We start from the raw sequence: 24734 nt of genomic DNA, 5'->3' as shown, positions 1-24734 counted from the left end.
GCTTGTCCGCTCGCGCCGCCGGGGCCCGCCCTGCGCAACGGTCCCCGGCGAATCCGGAGCTTGGCCCCGGCGCGGGAACGTGCGAAAGCCGTGGCACCGACTGGACATCGACGGATAACGACAATGACCGAGACGACCAAGACCGGCGCCGAACTGCTCGTGGAAACGCTCGAGGCGAACGGTGTCGAGCGCGTGTTCTGCGTGCCGGGCGAGAGCTATCTCGCGGTGCTCGACGCGCTGTCGGTCTCGAAGATCGAGACGGTCGTCGCGCGCCAGGAATCGGGCGCGACCTTCATGGCCGACGCGGTCGGCAAGCTGACCGGCAAGCCCGGCATTGCCTTCGTCACCCGCGCGCCCGGCGCTTCCAATGCCTCGGCCGGCCTGCATGTCGCCGAGCACGACGGCACGCCGATGATCCTGTTCATCGGCCAGATCGAAGCCGGCTTCCGCGAGCGCGGCGCCTTCCAGGAGTGGGATTATCGCAAGGTATTCGGCTCGGTCGCCAAGTGGGTCGCCGAGATCGACTCGGCCGATCGCGTCACCGAGATGGTCGGCCGCGCCTTCGCGACCGCGACCGCCGGCCGACCGGGTCCGGTCGTGCTGGTCCTGCCCGAGGACATGCTGGTCGAGACGGTCGCGAACCCGGCGCCGGTGAAACCCGCGACTGAGGTCGAGACCTATCCCGGCCTCAACCAGATGTGGGATCTGCAGAAGCGCCTGTGGGCGGCCAAGCGGCCGATCGCGATTCTCGGCGGCTCGAAATGGTCGGAGAAGGCGGTGCGCCAGTTCGCCCGCTTCGCCGACGCGTTCGACCTGCCGGTCGCCTGCTCGTTCCGGCGCCAGATGCTGTTCGACCACCTCGACCCGCACTATGCCGGCGATGTCGGCATCGGCATCAATCCGAAGCTCGAGGCGCGCATCAAGGAGTCCGACCTGATCCTGCTGGTCGGCGGCCGCCTCGCCGAGATGCCGAGCCAGAGCTATACGCTCCTCGACATTCCGAACCCGGCGCAGACGCTCGTGCACGTGCATCCGGGCGCCGAGGAACTCGGCCGCGTCTATCGGCCGGATCTGGCGATCCATGCGAGCCCGGCCGCCTTCGCCGCCGCGCTCGAGAGCCTGCAGCCGCCGCATGGCGAGATCGCCTGGCGCGACTGGACCCGCGCCGCCCATGCCGATTATCGCGCCTGGACCGACGACCTGCCGGCCATCCCCGGCCCGGTGCAGATGGCCTCGCTGATCGCGCATCTGCGCGCGACCCTGCCGGCCGATGCGATCTTCACCAATGGCGCGGGCAACTACGCGACCTGGGTGCACCGCTTCTGGCGCTTCCGCCGTTTCGCGACCCAGGCGGCGCCGGTGTCGGGCTCCATGGGCTACGGCCTGCCGGCCGCGGTCGCCGCCAAGCTGCAGTTCCCGGACCGCCCGGTCCTCTGCTTCGCCGGCGACGGCTGTTTCCAGATGACCTTGCAGGAGTTCGGCACGGCGGTGCAGTACGGCGCCAACATCGTGGTCGTCGTGGTCGACAACGGCATGTACGGCACGATCCGCATGCATCAGGAGCGCGAGTTCCCGGCACGCGTGCATGGGACCGCCCTGCAGAACCCCGACTTCGCCGCCTTCGCCCGCGCCTATGGCGGCGCCGGCTTCACGGTCGAGACCACGGCCGAACTCGCCCCGGCGATCGACGCGGCGCTGGCCGCCGGCCGCCCGGCGCTGGTCCATGTGAAGATCGACCCGCAGGCGATCACGCCGACCACCACGATCGACAAGATCCGCGAGAAGGCGCTGGCGGGGCGGTGAGCCCCGCCGGGGTCCATGCCACCGTGGTGCTGAAGAATTACAATCAGTCCGCGAAAATCGATTCGGTGCGGCTGCATTCTTGGCCTATCCTCCGTTGTGTGGCGGATGGAATGGGTGCAATCGAATGTGGGTCATGCGGATGGTCGCGGTGGTGCTGACTCTGTGGCCCGTTGTCGCCGAGGCCGCGGATCCACGCCGGACGTTCGTTGCCCGTAACGTATGCGCGGTCCGGACCACGCTCGAGCTTTTGCACGCGGTTCCCGAACCCGAGAACAGCCGCGACCGCTTCATGGTGGTCGCCGCACGGGACATGTTTCAGGCCTATGTGCAGTGCATGTTCATCGACGTCGACACGCGGCTCTACTGTGAGCTGAGCTCCGGCGCCTATGCGACGAAGCCGGGCGAGCCGCGGATCGTGCTGCACACGCCGGCGCAGGTCGAGCGGATCGCTCGACTCGGCTTCGAGGCCGATGATCCGCAGCAGAATTACGGCAAGATATTCGTGCTCGCCGAGATCGGCTTCGACGCCATAGCTCGCAACTTGCTCGAAGCGCTGCACGAAGGTTTCGACCCGCCGCCCGATGCGGTGGTGGAGCTGGAGGCCCCGAAGCTGCCGATCCGCGAACAGACGACCGATCGCGTGGCGGAATGCGTTCCGACCCAATGATGCCACCGTTGGCCGTCGCCCAATGAAAAACCCCGTCGGCGGAGCCGACGGGGTCTCTGGTGGTCGAGGGGCTGCGGCTTACGCCGCGCCCGAAAACCCGATCAATCGAAGATCGCGCTGGTGACGTTCTTCTTGCGGTCGTACTTGATGGTGATCTTCGACACCGAGCAGAGGTCGATGTTGTCCCACACCGCGTCCGAATCGTCGTCCGAATAGACGACCTTCAGATCCCACTTGCAGGTCTTGGCCGCGCGATGGAACTTGATGTCCCAGGAATCGCCGTCGGCGAAGGTGTCACGGCCGAGAACGTCCTCTTCCCAGTCGTTCGACTTGGACGGCGAAACGAAAACGCTCTTGATCTCGTAGCCGGTCTTGTTCACCAGCGTGAAATCCTGCTTGGCTTCGGCGGCGAAAGCATTGCCCGCGACCAGCGAGCCGAACATGAGGGCGGAGGCGAACATGAACTTACGCATAGAAAAGATCTCCCTGATCGAGATGGATTGACCTAAACAAGGCCGTAAGGGAAATCAAGCGAACTTTTTTAACGTGCAATGCCTCGTGTAGAGCTATTCCAAGCTCGACGTAATAGGCCGGAAACAATGAAATGCGCTGTTTCCTCTATGCTGTCGGTCTTGTCAGGCTGTGGCGTTCCGGCCCCGCGCGGCTCCCAATAGTCATACAGTTGCGTAAGGCTTGCGATATCGCCGTCCGCGCCGACCGTTACTCGGCGGCGCGCCCCGCTGAAGCCGCTGCTTCCGCGACCGGCAGAGTCACGACCGCGATGCTCTCGTCGTCCGGCGACGACTTCACCGAGAAGCCGAGCGCCCGACACATCTCGAGCATGGTCGAGTTCTCGCGCAGCACCTCGCCCTTGATCGTCTCGATGCCGTCCGCACGCGCCCATTCGATGATCAGCCGCATGAGTTGCCAGCCGAGGCCCTGACCCTTGAGGTTCGATCGGAGCAGGATCGCATATTCGCCGGTCCGGTGGTCGGGATCCGCGTGCAGCCGCACCGCGCCGAGCATCTTGCCGCTGGTCTCCTCGATCGCCGCGAAGGCGATGGCGCGGGCATAGTCGAGCTGCGTCAGCCGCGCCAGAAAGGCGTGGCTGAAGTCCTTGATCGGCGCGAAGAACCGGAGCCGCAGGTCCTGCGGCGTGACCTCGGTGAAGAAGTCCGGATAGAGCGCCTCGTCCTCGGGACGCACCGGCCGGGCGAGCGCCTTGCGGCCGTCCTTCAGGGTCAGTTCGCGTTCCCATTCCTTCGGATAGGGCCGGATCGCCAGCCGCGGGTTGCCGATCCGCCCTGCGCGGCCGGAGAGCGGTCGCACGCGGATGCGCGCATCGAGCACGACGACGCCGGTCTGGTCGGCGAGGATCGGATTGAGGTCGAGTTCGCGCACCTCCGGGATGTCGGCGGCGAGCTGGCTGAGCTTGACCAGCGTCAGCGCGATCGCGTCGCGATCGGCCGGCGGCCGGTTGCGATAGCCGGCGAGCAGGCGCGACACGCGCGTCTCGGCGATCATCGAACGCGCCAGATTGAGGTCGAGCGGCACGAGATCGAGCGCCCGGTCGGCTATCACCTCGGCCGCCGTGCCGCCACGGCCGAACACGACCACCGGTCCGAACACGAAATCGTCGGCGATGCCGCACAGGAGCTCGACCCCGAAGCGGCGTTCGATCATCGGCATGACGACGACACCGTCGATCTCGGCATTCGGATGCGTCTCTGCGATCCGCTCCATCATCTCGGCCGCCTCGAGCCTGACGTCGTCGATGTCGGCGAGGCCGAGACGGACGCCGCCGACATCCGACTTGAAGGCGATGTTGCGCGCCGCGATCTTCACCGCGACCCGGCCGCCATTGGCGAGATGAGGCTTCGCCAGCGCCGCCGCCTCGTCGGGGTCGCGCGCGAGCGCGGTCGGGACGACCGCGATGTCATAGGCTTCGAGCAGCCGGCGCACGTCGACCGGCGTCAGCCATTCCCGCCCGTCGGCGATGGTGTCGGCGACGATGGCGCGCGCGACATCGGGCTGCGGCGTGAATTCGCGCGGCAGGCTCGGCGGCGTCGCCATCAGCCGCTCCTGCGCGCCGACGTACCGAACCAGGTGGCCGTAGGAGCCGACCGCCTCCTCCGGCGTCGGATGGCACGGGATGCCCGCCGCATGCAGGATGCCGGGCGTCTCCGGGCGTTCGTCGAGGAAGGAGGTGATGATCGGCTTCTTGCGGCCGAGCTTCTTCTGTTGCGCACGGCCGATTTCGGCAACCGCCTCGGCGACGGCGGTCTCGTCGACGAAGGCATTCGGCGCATGGATCGCGATCACCGCGTCGATATTCGGGTCTTCGAGCGCGGCCCGGATCGCGCCGGCGAAGGTTTCCGGGCTCGCATCGTCGGCGAGCGCGATCGGGTTGGTCGGCAGCTTGCCTTCGCGCACCAGCGGCCGCAGGCGTTCGATCGTGTCGGCCGACAGCATGCCGACCGCGCCGCCGCGCTGTTCCAGATGGTCGGCCGCGACCGTCGCCAGACTGCGCCCGTTGGCGACCAAGGCGACGTTCCGGCACGGCTGCGGCTTCACGCGGGTGATCGTTTCCACCGCGTCGAACAGCTCGTCGATCGAATCGACGCGGAGCAGGCCGGCGCGCTTGAAGGCGGCGTCGTAGACCGCGTCCGTGGACGCGAGACGGCTGGAATGGGTGGCGCCTTCCATGCGCCGGTCGCGGCTCGCGCCGGAGCGGATCACCACCACCGGCTTGGTGCGCGCCGCCGCGCGCGCCGCCGACATGAACTTGACCGGCGTCCAGATGCTTTCCAGGTGCACGAGCACGGCGCGCGTGCGGTAGTCGGCGGTGAACTGATCGAGCAGGTCGCCGATATCGACGTCGACCTTCTGGCCGAGCGAGATCACCGACGAAAAGCCGACGCCATGCGCCGCCGCCCAGGCGAGGGTGGAGTTGATCACCGCCGCCGAGCGCGACACGAGCGCGAGATCGCCCTTGGCGGCCGGCTTCACCGCGAGCGAGGCCTCCAACCCGATATGCGGCATCGACACGCCGAGACTGCCCGGCCCGATGATCCGGATCGTATAGCGCCGCGCCGCCTCGAGCGTCGCCGTGACGAGGTCCGGCGACCATTCGTCATAGCCGCGGGCGAGGAACACCACGACCTTGACGCCCTTCGGCCCGAGCCGCTCGACCAGCGCCGCCGGCTCCTCCGAGCCGGACAGCACGATCGCCAGTTCCGCCCTGTCGATGTCGTCGAGCTGCCCGACCGTCCGGAACGGCAGCACGGCGGCCGGATCGAGCCCGACGCAGGTGATCGGCCCGTTGAATCCGCCGGTCGCGAGATTGCGGATCAGCACCGCCAACGCCCCCGGCCCGAGCCGGTCCGGGCCGACGAGGATCACCGAACGCGGTTGGAACAGACCGTCGAGATTGCGAAGCGTCATGCGGGGCTCCAGGCTCGGGCGCTGCCGGTCGGGAGGAGAGGGGGCCGGGGGTGGGCAGGTCCAGTGCGGCGCCTGCACCGCGCCCCGGCCTGCCCGGATTGTCCGCCCGGCTGATCAGTGCGCCATCAGCACCGGCAGCGTCATGCTGCCGAGCAGGCTGCGGGTCGCCCCGCCGAGCAGGAACTCGCGCAGTCGCGAATGGCCGTAGCCGCCCATCACGAGCAGGTCGAAGCCCTTGTCGGCGGCGTGGTTGAGGATCGCGTCGCCGACGCCGATGTCCGGCGCCACCACTTCCTCGATCTCGACCGTCACGCCATGGCGGGCGAGCCAGGTCGCCACGTCGGCGCCGGCCTGACCGGCGCTGTCGAGCGAGCCGACCACAACGATCGAGACCGTGCGGGCGTGTTCGATGATCGGCAGGGCGGCATGGACGGCGCGCGCCGCCGTGCGGCTGCCGTCCCAACCGAGCATGATGCGGTCGAACTTGACCGGGCCGCGCTGGATATGCGGCACGATCAGCAGCGGCGCGGTGCCTTCGAACAGCGCCGCCTCGATCATCGCCTCGCGCATCGGCTCGGGATGATCGGGATCATCCTGGCCGATCACGATCAGGTCGGTCAGCCGGCAGTTGACCACGAAACTGTCGGGCGCGCCGCCCATCAGGATCTCGACGATGCGCGATTCGCTCGCCACGCCCTGGCGGCGGGTCGATTCCTCGAAGGCCGAGACCGAGTCCTGCGCGGCCTTTAGCGCGTCGGCGCGGGCCGATTCGATCAGCTCGACCGGCAGCGGCGCGACGACGAAGCCGGGTACGACCGGATCGACCGCGAGGCCGAGACCGGTCAGGTGGGCACCGAACCGCGCCGCCAGATCGACGGCAGCCTCGGCAGATGGGCTCGACGAGCGGACGAGGTCGAGCAGAACCAGGATGTCCTTGATAGCCATGTGAATTGCCCCTCTCTCGCGCATTGTCTCGCGCCGACCGGGACCGGTCGGCTCGAGCTCGCGCCTGGTTGGTCGCGACTTTCCGTCAGCCGTCCGGCCGCGTCCTTGATTCCCATCAACACGCCGGTCTACGGCGGCGACAAGGAAACGCGAGCGGGGGCTCGGCAGTTCGGAATGCCAGTCTTCAAAGATCGATGATCGCGCCGATTTCCCGCTCGATCTGGTCGAGCGGCGCGCGGGTCAGATCCTTCGGAACCGTGTCGGCGATCACGGCCGCCAACGCGGGCGAGACGACCTCGCGCAAGGTGCCGAGCGCCTTCGGCGCCGCGACGACGACGGCGCGGTCGAAGGCATGGGCCGCAAGGCCCGCCTCCAGCCGCTCGGCCACGGTTTTCAGGAACGCCACCTCCGCGGCCTCATGGGGCGAGTTCCGCGGCTCGGTCGCGTGGCGGTGGCCGCCGACGCTCTCGAAGCTGCGGCCGGGCTCGTCGGTGCCGAGCTCGCTGTCGAGCGCCCGGCTCCCTTCCAGGACACCGTCGGCGAGGGGCTGCAGCCCCGCGCCGGGATGTTCGTTCGCGAATAGGCGCGCCCGTGCGCCGTCGGCCACCACGACCCAGGTCTTCTTCGGTTTCATGGTCAGCACTCCTCGGTGAGAGGTTGGGATCAGACTATGAAACGGCGTGAGAACCGGCCTTGATCCTGCGCAAGACGAGGGGGCGATTCGACCCACGCGCCTTGTTCAGTCCATGGCCGACGATCCGACGCCCGCGAGGACGCGCGCGTCGCCATATCGGGATCACCGGCCGCGTCGGGCCGATCACATGGTGCCCGGGAACTTGCCGCCGTCGATCAGCACGTTCTGGCCGACGATGAAGCCGGCGGCATCCGAGCACAGGAACGCGCAGGTCTTGCCGAATTCCTCGGCCCGGCCGAAGCGCCGTGCGGGGATCGTGGCGAGCGCGCCGGCGCGGGCTTCGTCGAGCGTCTTGCCGGAGCGCTTGGCCTCGGCCGCCATGGTGCCGGCGAGCCGGTCGGTCTCGAACTGGCCCGGCAGCAGGTTGTTGATGGTCACGCCATGCGGCGCGACCTGCCGGGCGAGGCCGGCGACGAAGCCGGTCAGGCCCGTGCGCGCGCCGTTGGAGAGGCCGAGCACCGCGATCGGCGCCTTGACCGCGCCGGAGGTGATGTTGACGACCCGGCCGAAGCCGCGCGCGATCATGCCGTCGACATAGGCCTTCATCAGCATGATCGGCGTGATCATGTTGGCTTCGACCGCCTTGTGCCAGGCCTCCTCGTCCCAGTCGCGGAAGTCGCCGGTCGGCGGGCCGCCGGCGTTGTTGATCAGGATGTCGGTCTCGGGCCAGGCGGCGAGGATGGCGTCGCGGCCGTGCTTGGTGGTGACGTCGCCGGCGAGCGTATGGACGGTCGCGCCGGTCGCGGCGCGGATCTCCGCCGCGGTCGCCTCCAGCTGCTCGGCCCCGCGCGCGGTGATCATCACCTCGACGCCTTCGGCCGCCAGCGCCATGGCGCAGCCCTTGCCGAGCCCCTTCGAGGCCGCGCAGACGAGCGCGCGGCGCCCCTTCAGTCCGAGATCCATGGATTTTCCCTCTGATCGTATGCCGATGTCCGGCCGAGCGAACGGTGCCGGATCATAGAAAGCCGCGCCCGGATTCCGAATGCCGATTTCGCATTCCCGATGCCCGTCAGGCATCGCGGCATCGAAACCCGTCGCGCCGCCGGCGGGCGGCGTTCACTTGTCAGAACAGCGAGCCCTGATCGGCCGGCGGCGTGGCGCGCTTGCGCGGTCGCGGTGTCGCCGGCGGCCGGTCCGGCGCGGGCGCCGGCGCCGACGTGATCGGCTCCGGCAGAGGATCGACGGCATCGCCCGCGACAGCCGCGATCCGTCCGTCGGCGAACTCGATCCCCAGCCGGGCGCCGGCCGCGATTGCCGAGGCGCTGCGGATCGGCCGCCCTTCGTCATCGCGCACGAGCGCAAAGCCGCGGCCGAGCACACTCTGATAGGAGAGCGTGCAGCAGCGGCGCCAGTCCTTCCAGTCGGTCACGCCGCCGGGCAATCGCTACCCCGATTGCCCGGTCGCGCCGTTCCGTCAGCCGGACCAGCCGCTCGCGGCCGATACCGAGCGCCCGCACCAGCGTCTGCGGGGTCAGACGCCCGGCGATGCGGGCGAGCGCGGTGCCCTTCAGCCGCGCGGCGGCGACCAGCGCCTGACCGAGCCGGTTGCCCGCGATGTCGAGCCGCTGGCGCGGCACGCCCAAGAGGTTGCGCAGATCCGGCAGCGCGCGGGCGGCCGAGCGCAGCTCGACACGCCGCCGCTCGACGCCGCGCCGGACCGCGCCGGAGAGGCGCACGCCCAGCCGATCGACCGCCTCGATCAGGTCGGCCTTGACCGGCACCACCATCTCGGCCGCACCCGTCGGCGTCGGCGCCCTGAGGTCGGCGGCATGGTCGATCAGCGTCCAGTCGGTCTCGTGGCCGACGGCCGAGACGAGCGGGATCGCGCTCTCGGCGGCCGCACGCACGACGATCTCCTCGTTGAAGCTCCAGAGGTCCTCCAGGCTGCCGCCGCCACGCGCTACGATGATCACGTCGGGCTTGGGGATGCCGCGATGTCCGGCCTCGGGCAGGGCGTTGAAGCCGCGGATCGCGTCCGCGACCTCCCGTGCGGACGTCTCGCCCTGCACGCGCACCGGCCAGACCACGACATGAACAGGGAACCGGTCCGAGATCCGGTGCAGGATGTCGCGGATCACCGCGCCGGTCGGCGAGGTGACGACGCCGATCACGCGCGGCAGGTAAGGCAGCCGGCGCTTGCGTGCCGGATCGAACAGGCCCTCGGCCGCGAGCTTCTTCTTGCGCTCCTCGAGCAGCGCCATCAGCGCGCCGACGCCGGCCGGCTCGAGGCTCTCGATCACGATCTGATAGGACGATTTGCCGGGGAAGGTGGTCAGCCGCCCGATGGCGATGACCTCCACGCCCTCCTCGGGCTTGAACCGGAGCTTGCCGAACGAGCCGCGCCAGACGACCGCATCGATGCGCGCGCCCTCGTCCTTGAGGCTGAAATAGGCGTGCCCCGACGAATGCTGCCCGCGATAGCCCGAAATCTCGCCACGCACGCGCACATAGCCGAACCCGTCCTCGATCGTCCGTTTGACGGCCTGGGACAGTTCGGAGACGGTGAATTCGGGCGTGTTGACCAGGGTTTCGGACAAGGCAGAATCTCCCGCGCGGGGCCGAAGGCTGGTCTGCTTGCCCGGACGCGTCAAGGTCGCTCGGACAAGTCTGCTGCGGCGATGCTCACCGGTAATATCCCGTTAACCATCTTCACCGAAGCATGGCCCATGGCCCGCTACGAATTCCGTCTCCAACGCCTGTTCCTGCGCAACCCGCTGATCAAGGGCGCGCTCGTCGAGTTGTCGCGCGAGCAGGCGAACTACCTCGTTAACGTGCTGCGCATGGAGCAGGGCGCGCGGGTGCTCGTATTCAACGGCCATGACGGCGAATGGCTCGCCGAACTCGCCGAGGTGACGCGCCGCGGCGCGAAACTCGGCATCGTCGAGCAGACCCGTCCGCAGACGCCCGCTCCCGACCTGCACTATCTCTTCGCACCGCTGAAGCATGCGCGGCTCGACTACATGGTTCAAAAAGCGGTCGAGATGGGCGCCGGCGTGATCCGGCCGGTGATCACCGCCCACACCCAGGCGACGCGCGTCAACACCGAGCGCATGGAGGCGAATGTCATCGAGGCGGCCGAGCAATGCGGCATCCTCGCCGTGCCGAAGGTCGCCGATCCGACCACGCTTCGCCATCTACTCGATACGTGGCCGGTCTCGGGCGACCAGGCGCGCCGGCTGATCTTCTGCGACGAGGGTGACGAGGGTGCCAACCCGCTGACGACGCTCGCCAAGCTGACGCCCGGCCCGCTCGCGGTGCTGATCGGTCCGGAAGGCGGCTTCTCGGAGGAGGAGCGTCTGATCCTGCGCTCGAAGCCCTATGTGACCGCGATCCCGCTCGGCCCCCGCATCCTGCGTGCCGACACCGCCGCTGTCGCGGCGCTCGCGGTGGTGCAGGCGGTGCTGGGGGATTGGTGAGGGGCGGGATCGCAAGGGACTAGACGCGGCCCGGCCGGCCGCGCCACCGCCTCAATACGCGTATTCCTCGAACACCGGTTCGATGTTGCCGCCCCATTCGCCGTGGAACTTGCGCAGCAGCACCTCGGCGAGCGTCTCGCCGGTCGCGACGATCTCCTCGAGCGGGGCGAGATAGACGGTCTCGTTTTCGGCGAGCGGCGCGGCGCCACAGGTCGCGAACATGTTGCGGCGGGCGAGGCCCTTCTTGGCGAGCGCGACGACGTCGCGCGCGACGTCGAGGACGGTGCCATCGCGGAATGGCGTCTTCAGCGCCTGGCGGGGCACGCCGTCGCGCATCGCCTGGCGCTCCTCGGCGCTCCAGCCCTTGACCAGCTCCCACGCCTCGTCGAGCACGCCTTCGTCATAGAGCAGCCCGACCCAGAGCGCCGGCAGCGCGAGCAGCCGCCGCCACGGGCCGGCATCGGCGCCGCGCTGCTCGATGTAGCGCTTGAGCCGGACCTCCGGGAACAGCGTGCCGAGGTGGTTGGTCCAGTCGCCGATCTCCGGCTCGACGCCGGGGATCTCGTTCTTGAGCGCACCGTCGAGGAACTGACGGAACGTCACATGCGTGGCGTCGTGATAGGTCGCGCCGCGCTTGACGAAATACATCGGGATGTCGAGCGCCCAGTCGACATAGGCCTCGTAGCCGAAGCCCGCCTCGAAGGCGAAGGGCAGCATGCCGGTGCGCGCCCGATCGGTGTCGCGCCAGACTTCCGAGCGGAACGACAGGAAGCCGTTCGGCTTGCCTTCCAGGAACGGCGAATTGGCGAACAGCGCCGTCGCGACCGGCTGCAGCGCCAGGCTGACGCGCATCTTCTTGACCATGTCGGCCTCGGAGCCGAAGTCGAGGTTCACCTGCACCGTCGAGGTGCGGAACATCATGTCGAGCCCCTTGGTCCCGACCTTCGGCATGTAGTTCGCCATGATCCGGTAGCGCGACTTCGGCATCACCGGCGTCTCGGCGCGCGTCCACTTCGGGCTGGCGCCGAGGCCGAGGAAGCCGAGGCCGAGCGGCTCGGCGATCTCGCGCACCTGGGCGAGATGGGCGAAGGTCTCCGAACAGGTCTGGTGCAGCGTCTCGACCGGCGCGCCGGAGAGCTCGAACTGGCCGCCGGGCTCGAGGCTGATCGCGCCGCCGCCGACCGGGTCGGCGAGGCCGATGATGTTGTCCTCGTCGTGGATCGGCTCCCAGCCGAGCAGGCCTTCCATGCCGTCGAGCACGGCGCGGATGCCGCGCGGGCCCTCATAGGGGACCGGCGCGTGATCCGCCTTGCGGAAGCCGAACTTCTCGTGCTCGGTGCCGAGCCGCCATTTTTCGCGCGGTTTGGCGCCTTCCGCGATCCACGCGACCAGTTCATCGCGGCTTTCGATCGGGCGGGCATCGGTGGTATCGCGCGCCATGCGGCCTCCTTGAATTCGGGCGCGAACCATAGCGGCCCGACCATGACGGTACAAACGCGATTTCGTGAAGGGTCGCCTGCGTCAGCTTGAACGATCCGCACCGTCACGTGCGAAAATTTTCCGCAGGAATCCTCCGCCGCGAAACGCTACCTCTTCGCGTGGAGGACGACCCGACCATGCAGAACCACGGCCGCTACCCTTATTCTCCGATCGTCTCCCGCCCGGTCTACGACTGGCCGGGCGGCCGGCGCCTCGCCGTCTATGTGGCGCTCAACCTGGAATGTTTTTCCTTCGGCGAGGGCCTCGGCGCCGAACTCGCCCCCGGCGGTCCGCAGCCCGATGTGCTGAACTATGCCTGGCGCGATTACGGCAACCGCGTCGGCGTCTTCCGCATGCTGTCGCTGTTCGAATACCTGAAGCTGCCGGTCAGCCTGCTGGTCAATTCGGACATGTACGCCCACGCCCCCGCGGCGATCGCGCCGTTCCGGGCGCGCGGCGACGAGATCCTCGGCCATGGCCGCACCAATGCCGAGCGCCAGGGCGTCTTGGCGGAAGACGACGAACGGGCGCTGATCGCCGAGGCGACCGCCACCATCGCCCGTCACGAGGGCCGGGCGCCGAAGGGCTGGCTCGGTCCCTGGATCTCTCAGAGCCGGGTGACGCCCGATCTCCTGCACGAGGCCGGCTACGACTACCTGCTCGACTGGTGTCACGACGACCAGCCGGTGTTCATGAAGACCCGGCGCGGCCGCATCCTGTCGGTGCCCTATCCGCAGGAATTGAATGACATTCCGCAGATCGTCGGGCGCAAGCGCGAGGGCGACGAATTCGCCGACATGATCGTCGATGCCTTCGAGGTGATGCGCGAGGAAGCGGCCGAGCGGCCCTTGGTCATGGGCATCGCGCTGCATGCCTATCTGGTCGGCTGGCCGCACCGCTTCCGCCACCTCGCACGCGCGCTGCGCCATGTCGTCGACAATGCCGGCGACCGTGTCTGGCTGACCACGTCCGGCGCGGTGGCGAATCATGCGCTGGCGCTGCCGGAGGGGGTCGTACCCTGAGTTGCGGCTGAGGTGCCGCGACCGGGCGTCGCGGTAAGCTCATGCGTGTCGGGCCGAATTTGACGCCGGCCCGGGCCGGGCGGACAATCGCGCCGGATCGACAGCGCGTCACGGCCGGCGGCCTGAAGCCTCGCCGATCGAGAGCCCGGAGGCGCCGATGTTCAACCTGAACGACATTCTGATGCAGGCGCAGGGCGGCGAGGCGTTGGCGAACCTGTCGCGCCAGTTCGGCCTGCCGCGGGAGGACATCGAGAAGGCGGTCGGGGCGATGATGCCGGCCTATGCCGCGGCGATCCGTCGGCAGATGGCCGAGCCGGAGACGATGCAGCGGCTGTTCGCCTTTCTCTCCGCGCAGGCCGGCTTGCAGGCGGCGTTTCAGGACGGTGTGAGGGCCTTCTCGCCGACGACGCGCGACGAGGGCGAGAAGCTGATGGGCTCGCTGTTCGGCTCGCCCGAGGGCGCCAAGGCGATCTCGGACCATGTCGCGCGCGTCAGCGGCCTGACCAACCAGGCGCTCGAGGCGATGATGCCGGTGGTCACCGCCATGCTGATGGGCGGGCTCTCGGAGGCGCTCGCGGCCACGCCGCCGGGCGCGCTGTTCGGCGGCAAGCCCGAGGCGGGGCGGCCAACGGCTTTGCCGACCTGTTCGGGGCGATGTTCGGCGGCGGTGCGGCAAGCGCCGGCGCGACCGGTCTGGTCGGCTCCTGTTCGGAGCCGACGCGCCGAAGACGCCGGCCGAATGGCTGGCGCGGATCCCCAATCCGGTCGGACCGAAGACGCCGGTCGGCGACCTCTTCGGCGAGTTCTGGCGCGGCTACAACAATGCCGGGCCGGTGCCCGGCGAGCCGCCGACGCGCGAACAGGAGGAAGGCGATTTCGGCCTGATCGTCGCCCGCCTGTTCGAGGCCGGCCGCGACGCGCAGGAGAGCCATGTCCGCGCGATCGAGGACATCCTCGACCGATACGGCAAAACGGGCGGCGCTCCGGTGGAGACGCCGCCCGTCAAGGATTGAAGCTGTGGCCGACCGGGCTCAGGCCGCGGTCAGATCGCTCGAGCGATCCGACGCGGACGAGTTCGCCTGCGACGGCCGCTCATCCGCGGCCCGCAGCCGCTCGCGCGCCTGCTCCCGGGCCGCTGCGCGCCGCTCGACCGCCATGATCTTGAGCCGCGCGGTCGGATCGACCGGATAGGGCGAGGCATAGGCCGAGGCGACGTCGCCGCGCGTGATGCCGATGTCCTTCAGCATGTGGTCGTTCCAGCCGAGCAGTTCCCGAACCTCGCGGCGGCGCATATGGGCGTTCCAATAGGCCGCGATCGTGTTCACGGCCTTCGTCGCCACGCGGATCACCGCGGCAACAGCAGCAGCGGAGGTGCGGGAATGAGACGTGGTGGTCGTGAACATCGGATCTCTCCTTCAAAAAGGCATGGGTCGACCGTTCTCGCGAAAGCCCTCCTTTGGCGGCGAGTTACGGGTTGCAGCGTAGTGCTGAAGACATGAGAAGGATGCCTTGCATTCTTCGATCGATCCAGCGAATGTTTCGAATGATACCATTCACGAAAATTGATGAGGCTCCGCCATGGGTGCCGTTCTCGATCTCGACCAGTTGAAGACCTTCGTGGCGATCGCCGAATGCGGCAGCTTCACGCGCGCCGCCGAGACGGTGCACAAGACGCAGTCGGCGGTGTCGATGCAGATGCGTCGGCTGGAGGAGCGGGTCGGCAAGCCGATTTTCGCCCGCGACGGCCGCATGTCGAAGCTGACCGAGGACGGCGAGCGGCTGCTCGCCTACGCGCGCCGGCTGATGCGGCTCAACGACGAGACGCTCGCCGCCTTCGACGAGGCCGAGCTCTCCGGGCGCGTGCGGCTCGGCACGCCCGACGATTATGCCGACCGGTTCCTGCCCGAGATCCTGGCGCGCTTCTCGCGCTCCAATCCGCGCGCCGAGGTGACGGTCGTCTGCGCGCCGACGCCGATGCTGATCGAGACGCTGCGCGGCGGCGATCTCGACATCGCGATCATCACTCATGTGCGCGAGAAGGGGCCCGCCGACGTGATCCGGCGCGAGCCGCTGCTCTGGGTCACTTCGGCGCGCCACTGCGCCCACGAGGAAGACCCGCTGCCGCTCGCGCTCGGCCGCCCCACCTGCAACTGGCGGCGCACCGCGCTCGAGGGCCTGGAGGCGGTCGGCCGGCGCTACCGCATCCTCTATTCGAGCTGGAACTCGACCGCGGTCGGCGCGGCGGTGATGGCGGGGCTGGCGATCTCGGTCCTGCCGGAATCGGCGCTGCGTCCCGGCATGCGCGTGCTCTCGGAGGCCGATGGCTTCCCGCGGCTGCCCTCGGTCGAGATCGGCCTGCTGCGCGCCTGGGGCCAGAACTCCGCGCTGATCGACGCGCTGGTCGGCCACATCGTCTCCTCCCTCGACAACCTGTCGATGAGCCTCGCGGCGGAGTGAGCGGCGCGGTTCAGTCTGTGGTGAAGTCCGCCTTGCGCGGATCGAAATCGAGCGACAGCACCGGCAGGCCAGTGTCCTGGTCCGGCAGATACTTGAAGCCAGGACAGGCCTTGACCGCATTCGGACCGCTGATCTGCATGACGCCGTATTGGAGATCCGGGATCAGGCGGTTCGCATTGATGACCCGCTCCGGCATGAGCGCCGTCTCCATCTGGCCGCAGTTGTAGCCGCCTCCAGCCTTGCAGGCGGCGAGCAGCGCCGGATCGGCGGTCCACTGCCAGCGTGAGCCGACGGTGAGGCCGACCGTGCCGAGCTCCAGCGTGTGGCCGAACGCCGCCTTGGCGAGCCCGGCCTCGCAGCCCGGCTGGAACGCGTCGACCGGGCACTGGCGGGTGCGCTGCGCGGCGTTGAGCCAAGCCGAGATCTGTTCGAACGGCAGCATGACCGGCATGAAGTAGCCGTTCTTGTCGACCGTCGTGGCGTCGAGCGTGACGCTCGCCGGTGCGAACAGCCGGAGCTGACTCGGGTCGAACAGCCCCTTGCCGGTGACGTCCTTGAAGACGAACTGGCTCTGGTCCGGGAACTGCCGGACCGGTGCTGTGACGGCGACGTTCATCCTCGGCGTGACCAGCTTGCCGGCGCCGTCGCGCAGCGCCTTCGGGTTTGGCGCGATCTTCAGCCAGACGACCGCATGCTCGGGATGTCCCTCCATGAAGGCCACGATGCGGCTGTAGTTGAGCGGGCTCGTTGGCTTCAGCGTACAGCCGGAGCTGTCCAGCACGTCGTCCTTGGTGCGGACGCAGGAGTGGATGACGATCTGCTTGTGCAGTTCATCCTTGAGGCTCTCGCGCACCTTGTCCTTGGCGGCTTCGCTGAGCTGGTCCCAAGCGGCCTCGCCGATCGTCGCCTGCGCGCTCTCGGCGACCGCTCCGCCCGCCGCCGACGCACCGATCTGGCCGGCCGCGTACTGCACCGCGACGGACGAGGCGTATTCGATGCCGTTGTCGAGCAGGGCGCTCGCCGACGGCAGCGTCGGCGGTAGGCCGACGCTCGACATGGCGACGTTGAGGCCGGTGCCGACCGCGGACTTGTAGATTTCGCAGGCCTTCGGTTGCTTGGTCTCGAGCGCCTGCGGGCCGGCGATCTTCGGCGAGAACGGGCACTCGCCGGCGGTCGTCGCATAAGCGACCGCCTGGACGGCGATATCCTTGAAAGCGTCCCACGTAATGGCCAGGAAGTCGACGATGAACACGATCTGGTCCATCAGGCTGTCGGGCCACTTGGACTTCTCCTGCTGGTTTTCCTCGACCGCGCGCAGCATCATGTTCGGGTCGTAATGGCAGTTGCCGCCCCAGTTCTGCTTGCGCGAGGCGGGCCAAGGGAAGCCGTCGCCCTTGCCGAACGGGCCCTGCACCTTGGCGTTCAGGCTGTAGGTCTCGTATTTTTCCTGGGTGATCGGGTGGTTGTAGACGGTCGATTGGAGGATCCCTCCGCGCCCGAACGGCGGTTCGTAGCCGACCACGGTGACCAGCAGCGGCGCCAGATTGGCGTTGCCGTGCGAGGCGAGGAACTGCGCGCGCGCGTCCTCGTAGGCCTTCTTCTGCTCCTCCTTCGCCTTCTGGCTCGCGGTGATCGCCTCGACGACGGCCTTGGTGTTCTGTTCGGTCGGCGACGTCCCGAAGTCGAGTTCGATCGGCGCGGTCGGCGGTAGCGCGCATTTGAAGCTCGGACCGGCTGGACCGTTCGTGCCGGAAACCACGACGATGCGCAGGTTCGCTGTCAGGTCGTTCGGTGCGAGCTTCGCCTTGATGCCTGCCCAGGATTGGGCAGGGACGGTCACCTGGTTGAAGAAGGCGGTCGGGCCGACCGGGATTCCGACCTCGGCAGCCGCCTTGCGCGCGATCGTCGTCGCCGGTGCGGAGGTGAGCGTCGCCCCGAAGGTCGCGAGGACGCCGGGCGTCTTGTCCCAGGTCGCGCAACTCGGATTCGGGTCGACCGGCGGCTTGTCGAACACCTGGATCAGCGCGGTGGTCGTCGGCGCCTTCGCCAGCGTGAAGAAGCCGAGCGTCGCTTCGCGCGAGCCGACCTTGCGCCAGAGCTTCTTGTTGACCTCGTAGTAGAGCTCGCCGTTCGGATCCCGCGACTGGAAGAAGTCCGCGACCGGAACGCCCGGCAGCGCGATCTGGCTCGCGGCCTTGCTGGCTGCCGGGCTCATCGCGTTCGGGGCGGCCAGATCCTGCGCGTGCGGCGGTCGGAACTGGTGCAGCGACGCGATTGCCAGCGCCCGGCAGTGCAGCGACATGGCACGCTGCTCGATCACGAAGCCGTAGGTCTTCGGATCCTTGCGATAGGTCTCGAAGGCCGTGAAACAGGCGGTCGCGGCTTGCGACCGACGGGCGCCGAGCTTGGCATTGCCGAAGCTCCTGAGCGCGAAGGTCGCGATCTGCGCGGGCTTGCCCGGCACGACCTTGCCGTCGATCTCGGCGTGTTCGCAGCGGACGCGCAACACGATGCCGCCGGCCTCGTTGCGGATGCCGATGGCGTCCTTGGCCCGTGCCACGCCGAGACACAGCATCTTGCGCGGTTGCGGGGCCGAGAAGGCGGTCGCGACCGTCAGGTTCGGCGGCAGCGCCTCGCCGAGATCGACGAACTTCGCCGCGGGCGCCGTGGGTGCCTTCGGGTCCGGTGGCGCGAGCTTCTGGAGCCTCGGCTGGTTCTGCGCGATATGGGCCGGCGCGATCTGGGATTGCCCGCTCGCCTGCGGACCGGAGATGGCAGCGAAACCGACGACGGCGATGCCGAGAAGCGCCCGCATGACCGAGCTCCCGCATGAAATGGAGGGGGGCCGGCGAACCCGCCGGCGACAGGATGCTGATGATCAAAATGCGTTTGCGCGTACCCGCCGTACAAAATGGCGGGGCGGGTCTGCGAGCGTCCACGTGGCGGCAAACCGACGTAACGGCAGAATGTCAGCGCGGATCCCCGTGCCTGTCAATCCGTCAGGTGCTGAAACGGGAGCCGGGAATGGCGATGCCCTTGGCAACGCTCGCAAACAAAATTGTTCGGGCGTGGCGGGCGGCCCAGGGGTTGCGCCGGGCGGCGTGCCGTTACGCGCCCCGGCGCAGCACGAACAGGTTGCCGGCGAGCACGAAGCCGAGACCGAGGATCGCGGCGAGGCTCCATTGATAGCCTTCGAAAGCCGTCGAGATCATCAGCGCGAACACCGGGAACATGACGGTCGTGTAGCCCGCGCGGCTCGCGCCGATGCGGCCGAGCAGCGTCAGATAGGCCCAGAAGGCGAGGCCCGACGAGACGAAGGAGAGCCAGGCGAGCGAGCCGAGATAGCGCGCGGTCGGCTCGATCATGAAGGTCTCGCCCTTCGCCGCCGCCGTGATGGCGAGCAGGATCGTGCCATAGACCATGCCCCAGGCGTTGGCCGAGAGCACCGGGATGCCGACGCGCTGGTTGGCGCCCGAGACCATGTTGCCGAGGCAGAACGACAGCGTACCGGCGACGCAATAGCCGAGCCCGAGCGCCGCACGACCGTTGAAATCGGCACCGTGGATGATCGGCCAGAACATCAGCGCGACGCCGGCGAAGCCGAGCACGCCGCCGACAAGCACGCGGCCCTCGATCCGGGTGCGGAACAGGAGCGCGCCGAGAATGAGGTTGAAGATCGAGGCGAGCGAAAAGACGACGGACAGAAGCCCGGAGGCGAGCTCCTGTCCGCCGTAGTAGAACAGCGCGAAATTGGTCGAGAAGATCAGCGCGCCGAGCGCGACGAAGCGCAGATGCACCATCGGCGGGAACCGCCAGGGCAGGCGGGCGACGATCACCCACACCCACATGAACAGCGCCGACAGCGAGAAGCGCCAGACCAGCGACACCTCGGGCGCGACCACGCCGAGCTGGACCTTGAGCGCGATCCAGCTCGTCGACCACGCGAACACGGTGATGGCGTAGAGGCCGAATTCGAAGAGGCCGAAACGGCCCGCGCGATCGGCGCTCCGCATCGGCGAGGGCGCCGTTTCGACCATGGTCCGCGACATATGCCGATCCCGCCGGCACGCGCTGGCGGTCCGGGGCGGACCGCGCGTCCCGGCGCGCCGAAGGCCGCACCATCGGTATTTTGACGGGCGGCGTCCAGCGATACTTGGTGATCGGACGATCAATCTCCGTGATGGTTCCGATCGGTCTCGAGCGTGGCGCTCGGATGCCAGACCGGCTGATAGCCCGCCTGCAGCGTGGTGACGATCGACGGCGGCGTCAGCAGCGATACGAGCCGCGCGCGCGGCCGCACGATCGGCGTGCCGTAACCCTCCGGCGCCCAGGGCAGGACGTAGGCGCCGCGAACCGCATAGGCGCGGCGCTCCGGCCCGTCGCAGGTGATCATGGCGCCGTCCGGCAGCGTGTCGATGAAGGCGACATAGATCTGCTTCGCGTCCGGACCCTGCGCCTCCGGATCGAGATCGCCGGGCCGATCGGCGGTCGTGCGCGCCAGCCGTTCGGCGTGCAGCACCTTGTCGATCGCGGCGGCGTGCGGCGGCGAGCCGAGGCCGTTGCCTTGCGCGAAGGCGGCGGCGAAGGCTTCCGCCGCACGCCGCCGGCATTCGAAACAGGGCCGGTGCCCGGCCGCGAGCGCGGTCACTTCGTCGAGGAAGAAGAGCTCCGTATAGCTCTCCGCCCAGACTTCGCGTCGCCGCTCCTTGAAGCTGGTCTCGCAGCAGATCCAGGACTTCGAGACCCAGCGGCGGGACCCGAGGGTCTGCGTCGCCGGATCGTGCAGCCGGCCGCCGCGATTGCCCATGAACAGGCCGCGCGCGGGCGCGCGAAGATGCGGCCGAACGGGTCGACCCGGTTCGACAGCGGTCGTTCCGCCGCCGCGGGCGGGACGAGTTCAGTCGGTGGAAGCCGAGGCGTCGCCCGACCAGCCGCCATCCCCGGACGATCCGAAGTCGACGCCGGCCTGTCCGCCGTCGCTCGCGACACGGCCGCCGTCGATGTAGCCGCCGTAGCTGCCTCCGTCCGAACCGGCCCCATGCGAGCCGTTTCCGTGCGAGGCGGCTCCGTGGGCGCCGATGTCGCCGGCGGATGCATGGTCGACCGCTCCGTGATGGCCCGATCCGTCATGGCCCGATCCGTCATGGGTCGACCCGTTGGCGCCTGCGGCATCTCCGCCCGCGCCGTGTCCTGACTGGCTTGCGGCGTCGCCCGATCCTGAGCCGGCTCCGTCGCTCGAATCGGCCTCTGCTGTGTCGTCTGCCTCAGATCCCGGGTCGGGATCAGGCTTCGTCGTCTGCTCTCCCGTGCCATGGTCGCCTCCCGTCGGCGTGGCCGATGCGTTGATCGCATCTGGCGTGGGATCGAGCGCCTGCCGCGCCTCGATCGCTTCGACCACCACCGGTCCGAGGACGACGGCCGCGCCGGCGGCGGCTGCCGCGGCGGCGACGGTCGAATCGGAGACCGGCGTCGGCGCCGGTGCGGCCACATCACCCGTCGCGGGGGCGCGGGCGATCGGCCGGATCACCGGATCGCGTCTGCGTCTTCCACCCATCAACGCCAAAAGCCATCGCATCATGCTGAACTCCGATGGCCTCCGCTCGACAATTGCGGATCTTCGATCGCGGGTTTCGATCCTTCCGACGGTCATGACACGCCGCTTCCGTGGCACGACGATGACCGTTCGAACAAAGGATAATGCGCGCCCGCCCCAAGTCGAGGCGGAATTGTGAAATCACCACGATGTCATGAGGCTTCCGCGGCGTCGCAGCACCGCGCGAGGCTGCGCCGTTCAGCCGACCACGATCAGATGCACGCTGCGCGGTCCGTGCGCGCCGAGCAGCAGCTTCTGCTCGATGTCGCCCGAACGCGACGGGCCGGTGATCCAGTTGACCGTGCGCGGCATGGCGCCCTTGCCGTAGACGGCGCGCAGCGCATCCCACACCGTCTCGTAATCACCGGCGATCGCCTCGGCCGGCACGACGACCAGATGGTGTTCGGGCAGGAGGTTGAGCGTGGTCGGATTGTCCTCGCCCGAGACCAGCACCACCGTGCCGGTCTCGGCGACGCCGGCGAAGGCCGCCGACAGGCCGACCAGATCCTCCCCGTGCGACCGGCCGACCGAAACATCAACCGCGGGCTCGCGCGCCCAGGGCAGGGCGGCGAGCCGCTCATCCGTGCCGCGCCGGACCCGCGCCGGCAGGTTTTTGGCGCGCAGGTAGGCCGCGACCGCCGAGGGCACGTCGGCGAGGTCGGCGACCCGCTCGACCGTCGCGTTCGCCTTCTCCGCCATGGTCGAGAACAGCGCGATGCGCGCCTCGCCGTCCAATTGCCCGCGTTCGGGCACGAGCCCGCGCGGCGCCCGGATCAACCGGTCCGAGACGGCCGCGCGCCGACCGATGTCGTCGCCCGTGGTTCCGAGCGAGCGGCGGATTTTTGCAAGGATGCTGTCGCGGGCGGTCATCGGACGATCCGGTTGGAGAGGGATCCGGGACGGTGTTCGGTCAGGCGGTGAGCGGTAGACCGGCACAATCACGCCGGTCGGCGCGCGCGCCAGAGCTCCTGAAACGTCTTGCCCTCGGGCGCGGGCAAGTCGCGATGGCGGGTCCAGCCTCCGGCGAGCGGCAGGCGCGCGAGCCGGCCCTTGCCGCCCGAAAGCCAGCCGATCGCCTTGGCGGCGACCGAACTCGCCAGCCGGTAGAGCGCCGGGCGTCGGGCGAGGAAGGCCCAGGCCTTGAGCCCCCAGCGCTGCACGGCCGGGTTCAGATGCCGTTCGAACTCGCGCTCGCGCCAGGCGCGCATCATCCGCGGCAGCGGGATGCGCATCGGGCAGACGCTTTCGCAGCGGCCGCAGAAGGTCGAAGCGTTCGGCAGATGCCCGGCCTTGTCGATGCCGATCAGCGTCGGCGTCAGCACCGCGCCCATCGGTCCGGGGTAGACCCAGCCATAGGCATGGCCGCCGACCGAATGATAGACCGGGCAATGGTTCATGCAGGCGCCGCAGCGGATGCAGCGCAGCATGTCCTGGAATTCGGTGCCGAGCATGGCCGAGCGGCCGTTGTCGAGGATCACGACGTGGTATTCGCCCGGCCCGTCCGGGTCGTCGGCGCGCCGCGGGCCGGTCGAGAAGGTCGTGTAGACCGACATCTCCTGGCCGGTCGCCGAGCGGGCGAGCACGCGCAGGATCTGCGTCACGTCCTCGAGCGTCGGCACGATCTTCTCGAGCGACGCCAGCACGATATGCGCCTTCGGCAGCGTCTGGGTGAGATCGCCGTTGCCCTCGTTGGTGACGATGATCGAGGTGCCGGTCTCCGCGACCAGATAATTCGCGCCGGTGATCCCGACATCCGCCGCGATGAACTTCTCCCGCAGCACAGTCCGCGCCTCGCCGAGCATGGTCACGGCTTCGTCGAGATTGCGGCTCGGATCGAGATGCGTGTGGACGCGCCGGAAGTCGGCTTCGACCTGCTCGCGCGTCACATGCACGGCCGGGGCGATGATGTGGCTCGGCCCCTCGTTGCGGATCTGGATGATGTATTCGCCGAGATCGGTCTCAACCGGCTGGATCGCGTTCTCCTCGAGGAAGTCGTTGAGGCCGATCTCCTCGGCGATCATCGTCTTGCCTTTGGTCACGGTGCGCGCGCCGAGCGAGCGGCAGATGTCGAGCACGATACGGCGGGCATCCTCGGCCGTCTCGGTCCAGTGGACATGGCCGCCGCTCGCGACGACCTTGCGCTCGTAGGCCTCCAGGTAGAGGTCGAGATGGGCGAGCGTGTGGTCCTTGATGTCGCGCGCGCGGTCGCGCAGCGCCTCGAATTCGGGCAGCGCCGCGGCCGCGATCTGCCGCTTGTCGATGAAGCCGCGCTCGACGTTGCGGAGCGCCTTCTGCAGGTTCGCATCGACGAGCGCGTGGGCGGCGTTGTCCTTGAAGGCCGGGGAGGTGATCCGCATGGGTCAGGGGGCCTCGGTCGCGCAGGGGAAGGGGCGGTCGCCGCGGGTCATTTCCGCGCCTCGCCGATCGCCGGGCCGTCGGTCATGCCGGCGAGGACTTCCGCGACATGGCGGACCTCGACGGCGCTGCCGGCGCGCTTGAGCTTGCCGGCCATGTTCATCAGGCAGCCGAGATCGCCGGCGAGAAGCGTGCCCGCGCCGCTGTCGCGCACGTTGGCGATCTTCTTCTCGACGATCGCGTTCGAGATGTCGGGATACTTGACGCAGAACGTGCCGCCGAAGCCGCAGCAGACGTCGGCGTCCTTCATCTCCTTGAGCGTCAGCCCCTCGACCGCGCCGAGCAGCCGGCGCGGCTGCTCGGCGATGCCGAGTTCGCGCAGGCCCGAGCAGCTGTCGTGATAGGTGACGGAGCCGGCGAAGCGCGCATTCTTCGGGGCCCGGCCGAGCACGTCGGCGAGGAAGCTCACGAGCTCGAAGGTCTTGGCCGACAGCGCTTCGGCGCGGGGCGCCCAGGGGTCGCCGGCGGGGAACAGCTCGGGAAAGTGCTTCTTGATCATGCCGCCGCAGGATCCGGACGGCACGACGAAGTAATCGTAGCCCTCGAACAGCCGGATCACGTCCTCGGCGAGCCCGCGCGCATCGCGCCGGTCGCCGGAATTGAACGCCGGCTGGCCGCAGCAGGTCTGCGCCGGCGGCACCTCGACGTCGCAGCCGGCGTCCTCGAAGCAGCTTCACCGCGGCGAAGCCGACCGTCGGCCGGAACAGGTCGACGAGGCAGGTCACGAACAGCGCCACGCGCGGGCGCTGAACTGAGGCGGGGGCGGAGAGCGGGTCGGCGGTCGGGCCGGTCATGGCGT

19 protein-coding genes and 3 pseudogenes are annotated in these 24734 nt (G+C 68.9%); 7 read left to right on the top strand and 15 right to left on the bottom strand.

Annotation, left to right across the window (positions count from 1 at the left end; translation table 11 throughout):
- Positions 1-123 precede the first annotated feature (123 nt).
- Positions 124-1803 carry a thiamine pyrophosphate-binding protein gene (locus ABS361_14140; protein XBY43233.1) on the top strand — a complete coding sequence of 560 codons (1680 nt, stop codon included), beginning with the start codon at positions 124-126 and terminating at the stop codon, positions 1801-1803.
- Positions 1804-1936: 133 nt separating this feature from the next.
- Positions 1937-2470: a hypothetical protein gene (locus tag ABS361_14135; GenBank protein XBY43232.1), complete on the top strand. Its 534-nt coding sequence runs from the start codon at positions 1937-1939 to the stop codon at positions 2468-2470.
- A gap of 101 nt (positions 2471-2571) precedes the next feature.
- Here ABS361_14135 and ABS361_14130 read toward each other — a convergent pair whose 3' ends face one another.
- The 6 genes and pseudogenes from ABS361_14130 to xseA all read right to left on the bottom strand — a co-directional run bounded on the left by ABS361_14130 (position 2572) and on the right by xseA (position 10090).
- A complete protein-coding gene (locus ABS361_14130) occupies positions 2572-2943 on the bottom strand; it encodes a hypothetical protein (protein ID XBY43231.1) in 372 nt (123 codons plus the stop codon).
- A gap of 247 nt (positions 2944-3190) precedes the next feature.
- Positions 3191-5914: a bifunctional acetate--CoA ligase family protein/GNAT family N-acetyltransferase gene (locus ABS361_14125; GenBank protein XBY43230.1), complete on the bottom strand. Its 2724-nt coding sequence runs from the start codon at positions 5912-5914 to the stop codon at positions 3191-3193.
- Between the two features lie 114 nt (positions 5915-6028).
- Complete coding sequence (locus ABS361_14120) at positions 6029-6859, bottom strand: universal stress protein (GenBank protein ID XBY43229.1); 831 nt, start codon at positions 6857-6859, stop codon at positions 6029-6031.
- A gap of 184 nt (positions 6860-7043) precedes the next feature.
- Positions 7044-7469 carry a host attachment protein gene (locus ABS361_14115; GenBank protein ID XBY43228.1) on the bottom strand — a complete coding sequence of 142 codons (426 nt, stop codon included), beginning with the start codon at positions 7467-7469 and terminating at the stop codon, positions 7044-7046.
- A gap of 207 nt (positions 7470-7676) precedes the next feature.
- On the bottom strand, positions 7677-8456 hold the full coding sequence (locus ABS361_14110) for an SDR family oxidoreductase (protein XBY43227.1): 780 nt from the start codon (positions 8454-8456) through the stop codon (positions 7677-7679).
- Positions 8457-8616: 160 nt separating this feature from the next.
- A pseudogene (gene xseA / locus ABS361_14105) lies at positions 8617-10090 on the bottom strand (exodeoxyribonuclease VII large subunit).
- Positions 10091-10219: 129 nt separating this feature from the next.
- On the opposite strand from xseA, the gene ABS361_14100 reads away from it, so the two are divergent.
- Positions 10220-10969 carry a 16S rRNA (uracil(1498)-N(3))-methyltransferase gene (locus tag ABS361_14100; protein XBY43226.1) on the top strand — a complete coding sequence of 250 codons (750 nt, stop codon included), beginning with the start codon at positions 10220-10222 and terminating at the stop codon, positions 10967-10969.
- Between the two features lie 51 nt (positions 10970-11020).
- Here the strand turns inward: ABS361_14100 and ABS361_14095 are convergent, their stop codons facing one another.
- Positions 11021-12409, bottom strand: coding sequence for a glutamate--cysteine ligase (locus ABS361_14095; GenBank protein ID XBY43225.1), 1389 nt, complete (start codon positions 12407-12409; stop codon positions 11021-11023).
- Between the two features lie 176 nt (positions 12410-12585).
- Between ABS361_14095 and ABS361_14090 the strand changes: the two genes are divergently transcribed.
- The 3 genes and pseudogenes from ABS361_14090 (at position 12586) to ABS361_14080 (ending at position 14483) form a co-directional block, all read left to right on the top strand.
- A complete protein-coding gene (locus tag ABS361_14090) occupies positions 12586-13470 on the top strand; it encodes a polysaccharide deacetylase family protein (GenBank protein ID XBY43224.1) in 885 nt (294 codons plus the stop codon).
- A 157-nt stretch (positions 13471-13627) separates the two neighbouring features.
- Positions 13628-13975, top strand: a pseudogene (locus ABS361_14085) (DUF937 domain-containing protein).
- Positions 13976-14303: 328 nt separating this feature from the next.
- Positions 14304-14483 (top strand): hypothetical protein, encoded by a 180-nt coding sequence (locus tag ABS361_14080; GenBank protein ID XBY47002.1) that lies wholly within the window; start codon positions 14304-14306, stop codon positions 14481-14483.
- An 18-nt stretch (positions 14484-14501) separates the two neighbouring features.
- Here ABS361_14080 and ABS361_14075 read toward each other — a convergent pair whose 3' ends face one another.
- Positions 14502-14873 (bottom strand): DUF1127 domain-containing protein, encoded by a 372-nt coding sequence (locus ABS361_14075; protein XBY43223.1) that lies wholly within the window; start codon positions 14871-14873, stop codon positions 14502-14504.
- Positions 14874-15048: 175 nt separating this feature from the next.
- Between ABS361_14075 and ABS361_14070 the strand changes: the two genes are divergently transcribed.
- Entirely contained in the window at positions 15049-15927 is an 879-nt protein-coding gene (locus ABS361_14070) for a LysR substrate-binding domain-containing protein (GenBank protein ID XBY43222.1), read from the top strand.
- Between the two features lie 10 nt (positions 15928-15937).
- Here the strand turns inward: ABS361_14070 and ABS361_14065 are convergent, their stop codons facing one another.
- From ABS361_14065 to ABS361_14035, 7 genes and pseudogenes are all read right to left on the bottom strand, one after another.
- A complete protein-coding gene (locus ABS361_14065; protein XBY43221.1) occupies positions 15938-18742 on the bottom strand; it encodes a hypothetical protein in 2805 nt (934 codons plus the stop codon).
- A 292-nt stretch (positions 18743-19034) separates the two neighbouring features.
- Positions 19035-19976, bottom strand: a complete 942-nt coding sequence (locus tag ABS361_14060) for a DMT family transporter (GenBank protein ID XBY43220.1) — start codon at positions 19974-19976, stop codon at positions 19035-19037.
- Positions 19977-20095: 119 nt separating this feature from the next.
- Positions 20096-20734: a hypothetical protein gene (locus ABS361_14055; GenBank protein XBY43219.1), complete on the bottom strand. Its 639-nt coding sequence runs from the start codon at positions 20732-20734 to the stop codon at positions 20096-20098.
- Between the two features lie 90 nt (positions 20735-20824).
- Positions 20825-21577, bottom strand: coding sequence for a hypothetical protein (locus tag ABS361_14050; GenBank protein ID XBY43218.1), 753 nt, complete (start codon positions 21575-21577; stop codon positions 20825-20827).
- Between the two features lie 141 nt (positions 21578-21718).
- Complete coding sequence (locus ABS361_14045) at positions 21719-22390, bottom strand: lactate utilization protein (protein ID XBY43217.1); 672 nt, start codon at positions 22388-22390, stop codon at positions 21719-21721.
- A gap of 68 nt (positions 22391-22458) precedes the next feature.
- On the bottom strand, positions 22459-23877 hold the full coding sequence (locus ABS361_14040; GenBank protein ID XBY43216.1) for a LutB/LldF family L-lactate oxidation iron-sulfur protein: 1419 nt from the start codon (positions 23875-23877) through the stop codon (positions 22459-22461).
- A 47-nt stretch (positions 23878-23924) separates the two neighbouring features.
- Positions 23925-24729 (bottom strand): annotated as a pseudogene (locus ABS361_14035) ((Fe-S)-binding protein).
- Positions 24730-24734 lie beyond the last annotated feature (5 nt).

The sequence above is a fragment of the Ancalomicrobiaceae bacterium S20 genome (assembly GCA_040269895.1).
Classification (GTDB): Bacteria; Pseudomonadota; Alphaproteobacteria; order Rhizobiales; family Ancalomicrobiaceae; genus Methyloraptor; species Methyloraptor flagellatus.
Note: the sequence above shows the minus strand (reverse complement) of the source record. Positions and strands in the feature narration are given on the sequence as shown.

Bases quoted from the DNA above. Each gene is read 5' to 3' on its own strand.
- ABS361_14055 (XBY43219.1), bottom strand. From the start codon at position 20,734: ATGGGCAATCGCGGCGGCCGGCTGCACGATCCGGCGACGCAGACCCTC.
- ABS361_14045 (XBY43217.1), bottom strand. From the start codon at position 22,390: ATGACCGCCCGCGACAGCATCCTTGCAAAAATCCGCCGCTCGCTCGGA.
- ABS361_14125 (XBY43230.1), bottom strand. From the start codon at position 5,914: ATGACGCTTCGCAATCTCGACGGTCTGTTCCAACCGCGTTCGGTGATC.
- ABS361_14050 (XBY43218.1), bottom strand. From the start codon at position 21,577: ATGACCGTCGGAAGGATCGAAACCCGCGATCGAAGATCCGCAATTGTC.
- ABS361_14130 (XBY43231.1), bottom strand. From the start codon at position 2,943: ATGCGTAAGTTCATGTTCGCCTCCGCCCTCATGTTCGGCTCGCTGGTC.
- ABS361_14070 (XBY43222.1), top strand. From the start codon at position 15,049: ATGGGTGCCGTTCTCGATCTCGACCAGTTGAAGACCTTCGTGGCGATC.
- ABS361_14090 (XBY43224.1), top strand. From the start codon at position 12,586: ATGCAGAACCACGGCCGCTACCCTTATTCTCCGATCGTCTCCCGCCCG.
- ABS361_14065 (XBY43221.1), bottom strand. From the start codon at position 18,742: ATGCGGGCGCTTCTCGGCATCGCCGTCGTCGGTTTCGCTGCCATCTCC.
- ABS361_14140 (XBY43233.1), top strand. From the start codon at position 124: ATGACCGAGACGACCAAGACCGGCGCCGAACTGCTCGTGGAAACGCTC.
- ABS361_14040 (XBY43216.1), bottom strand. From the start codon at position 23,877: ATGCGGATCACCTCCCCGGCCTTCAAGGACAACGCCGCCCACGCGCTC.
- ABS361_14100 (XBY43226.1), top strand. From the start codon at position 10,220: ATGGCCCGCTACGAATTCCGTCTCCAACGCCTGTTCCTGCGCAACCCG.
- ABS361_14110 (XBY43227.1), bottom strand. From the start codon at position 8,456: ATGGATCTCGGACTGAAGGGGCGCCGCGCGCTCGTCTGCGCGGCCTCG.
- ABS361_14095 (XBY43225.1), bottom strand. From the start codon at position 12,409: ATGGCGCGCGATACCACCGATGCCCGCCCGATCGAAAGCCGCGATGAA.
- ABS361_14075 (XBY43223.1), bottom strand. From the start codon at position 14,873: ATGTTCACGACCACCACGTCTCATTCCCGCACCTCCGCTGCTGCTGTT.
- ABS361_14120 (XBY43229.1), bottom strand. From the start codon at position 6,859: ATGGCTATCAAGGACATCCTGGTTCTGCTCGACCTCGTCCGCTCGTCG.
- ABS361_14135 (XBY43232.1), top strand. From the start codon at position 1,937: ATGCGGATGGTCGCGGTGGTGCTGACTCTGTGGCCCGTTGTCGCCGAG.
- ABS361_14060 (XBY43220.1), bottom strand. From the start codon at position 19,976: ATGTCGCGGACCATGGTCGAAACGGCGCCCTCGCCGATGCGGAGCGCC.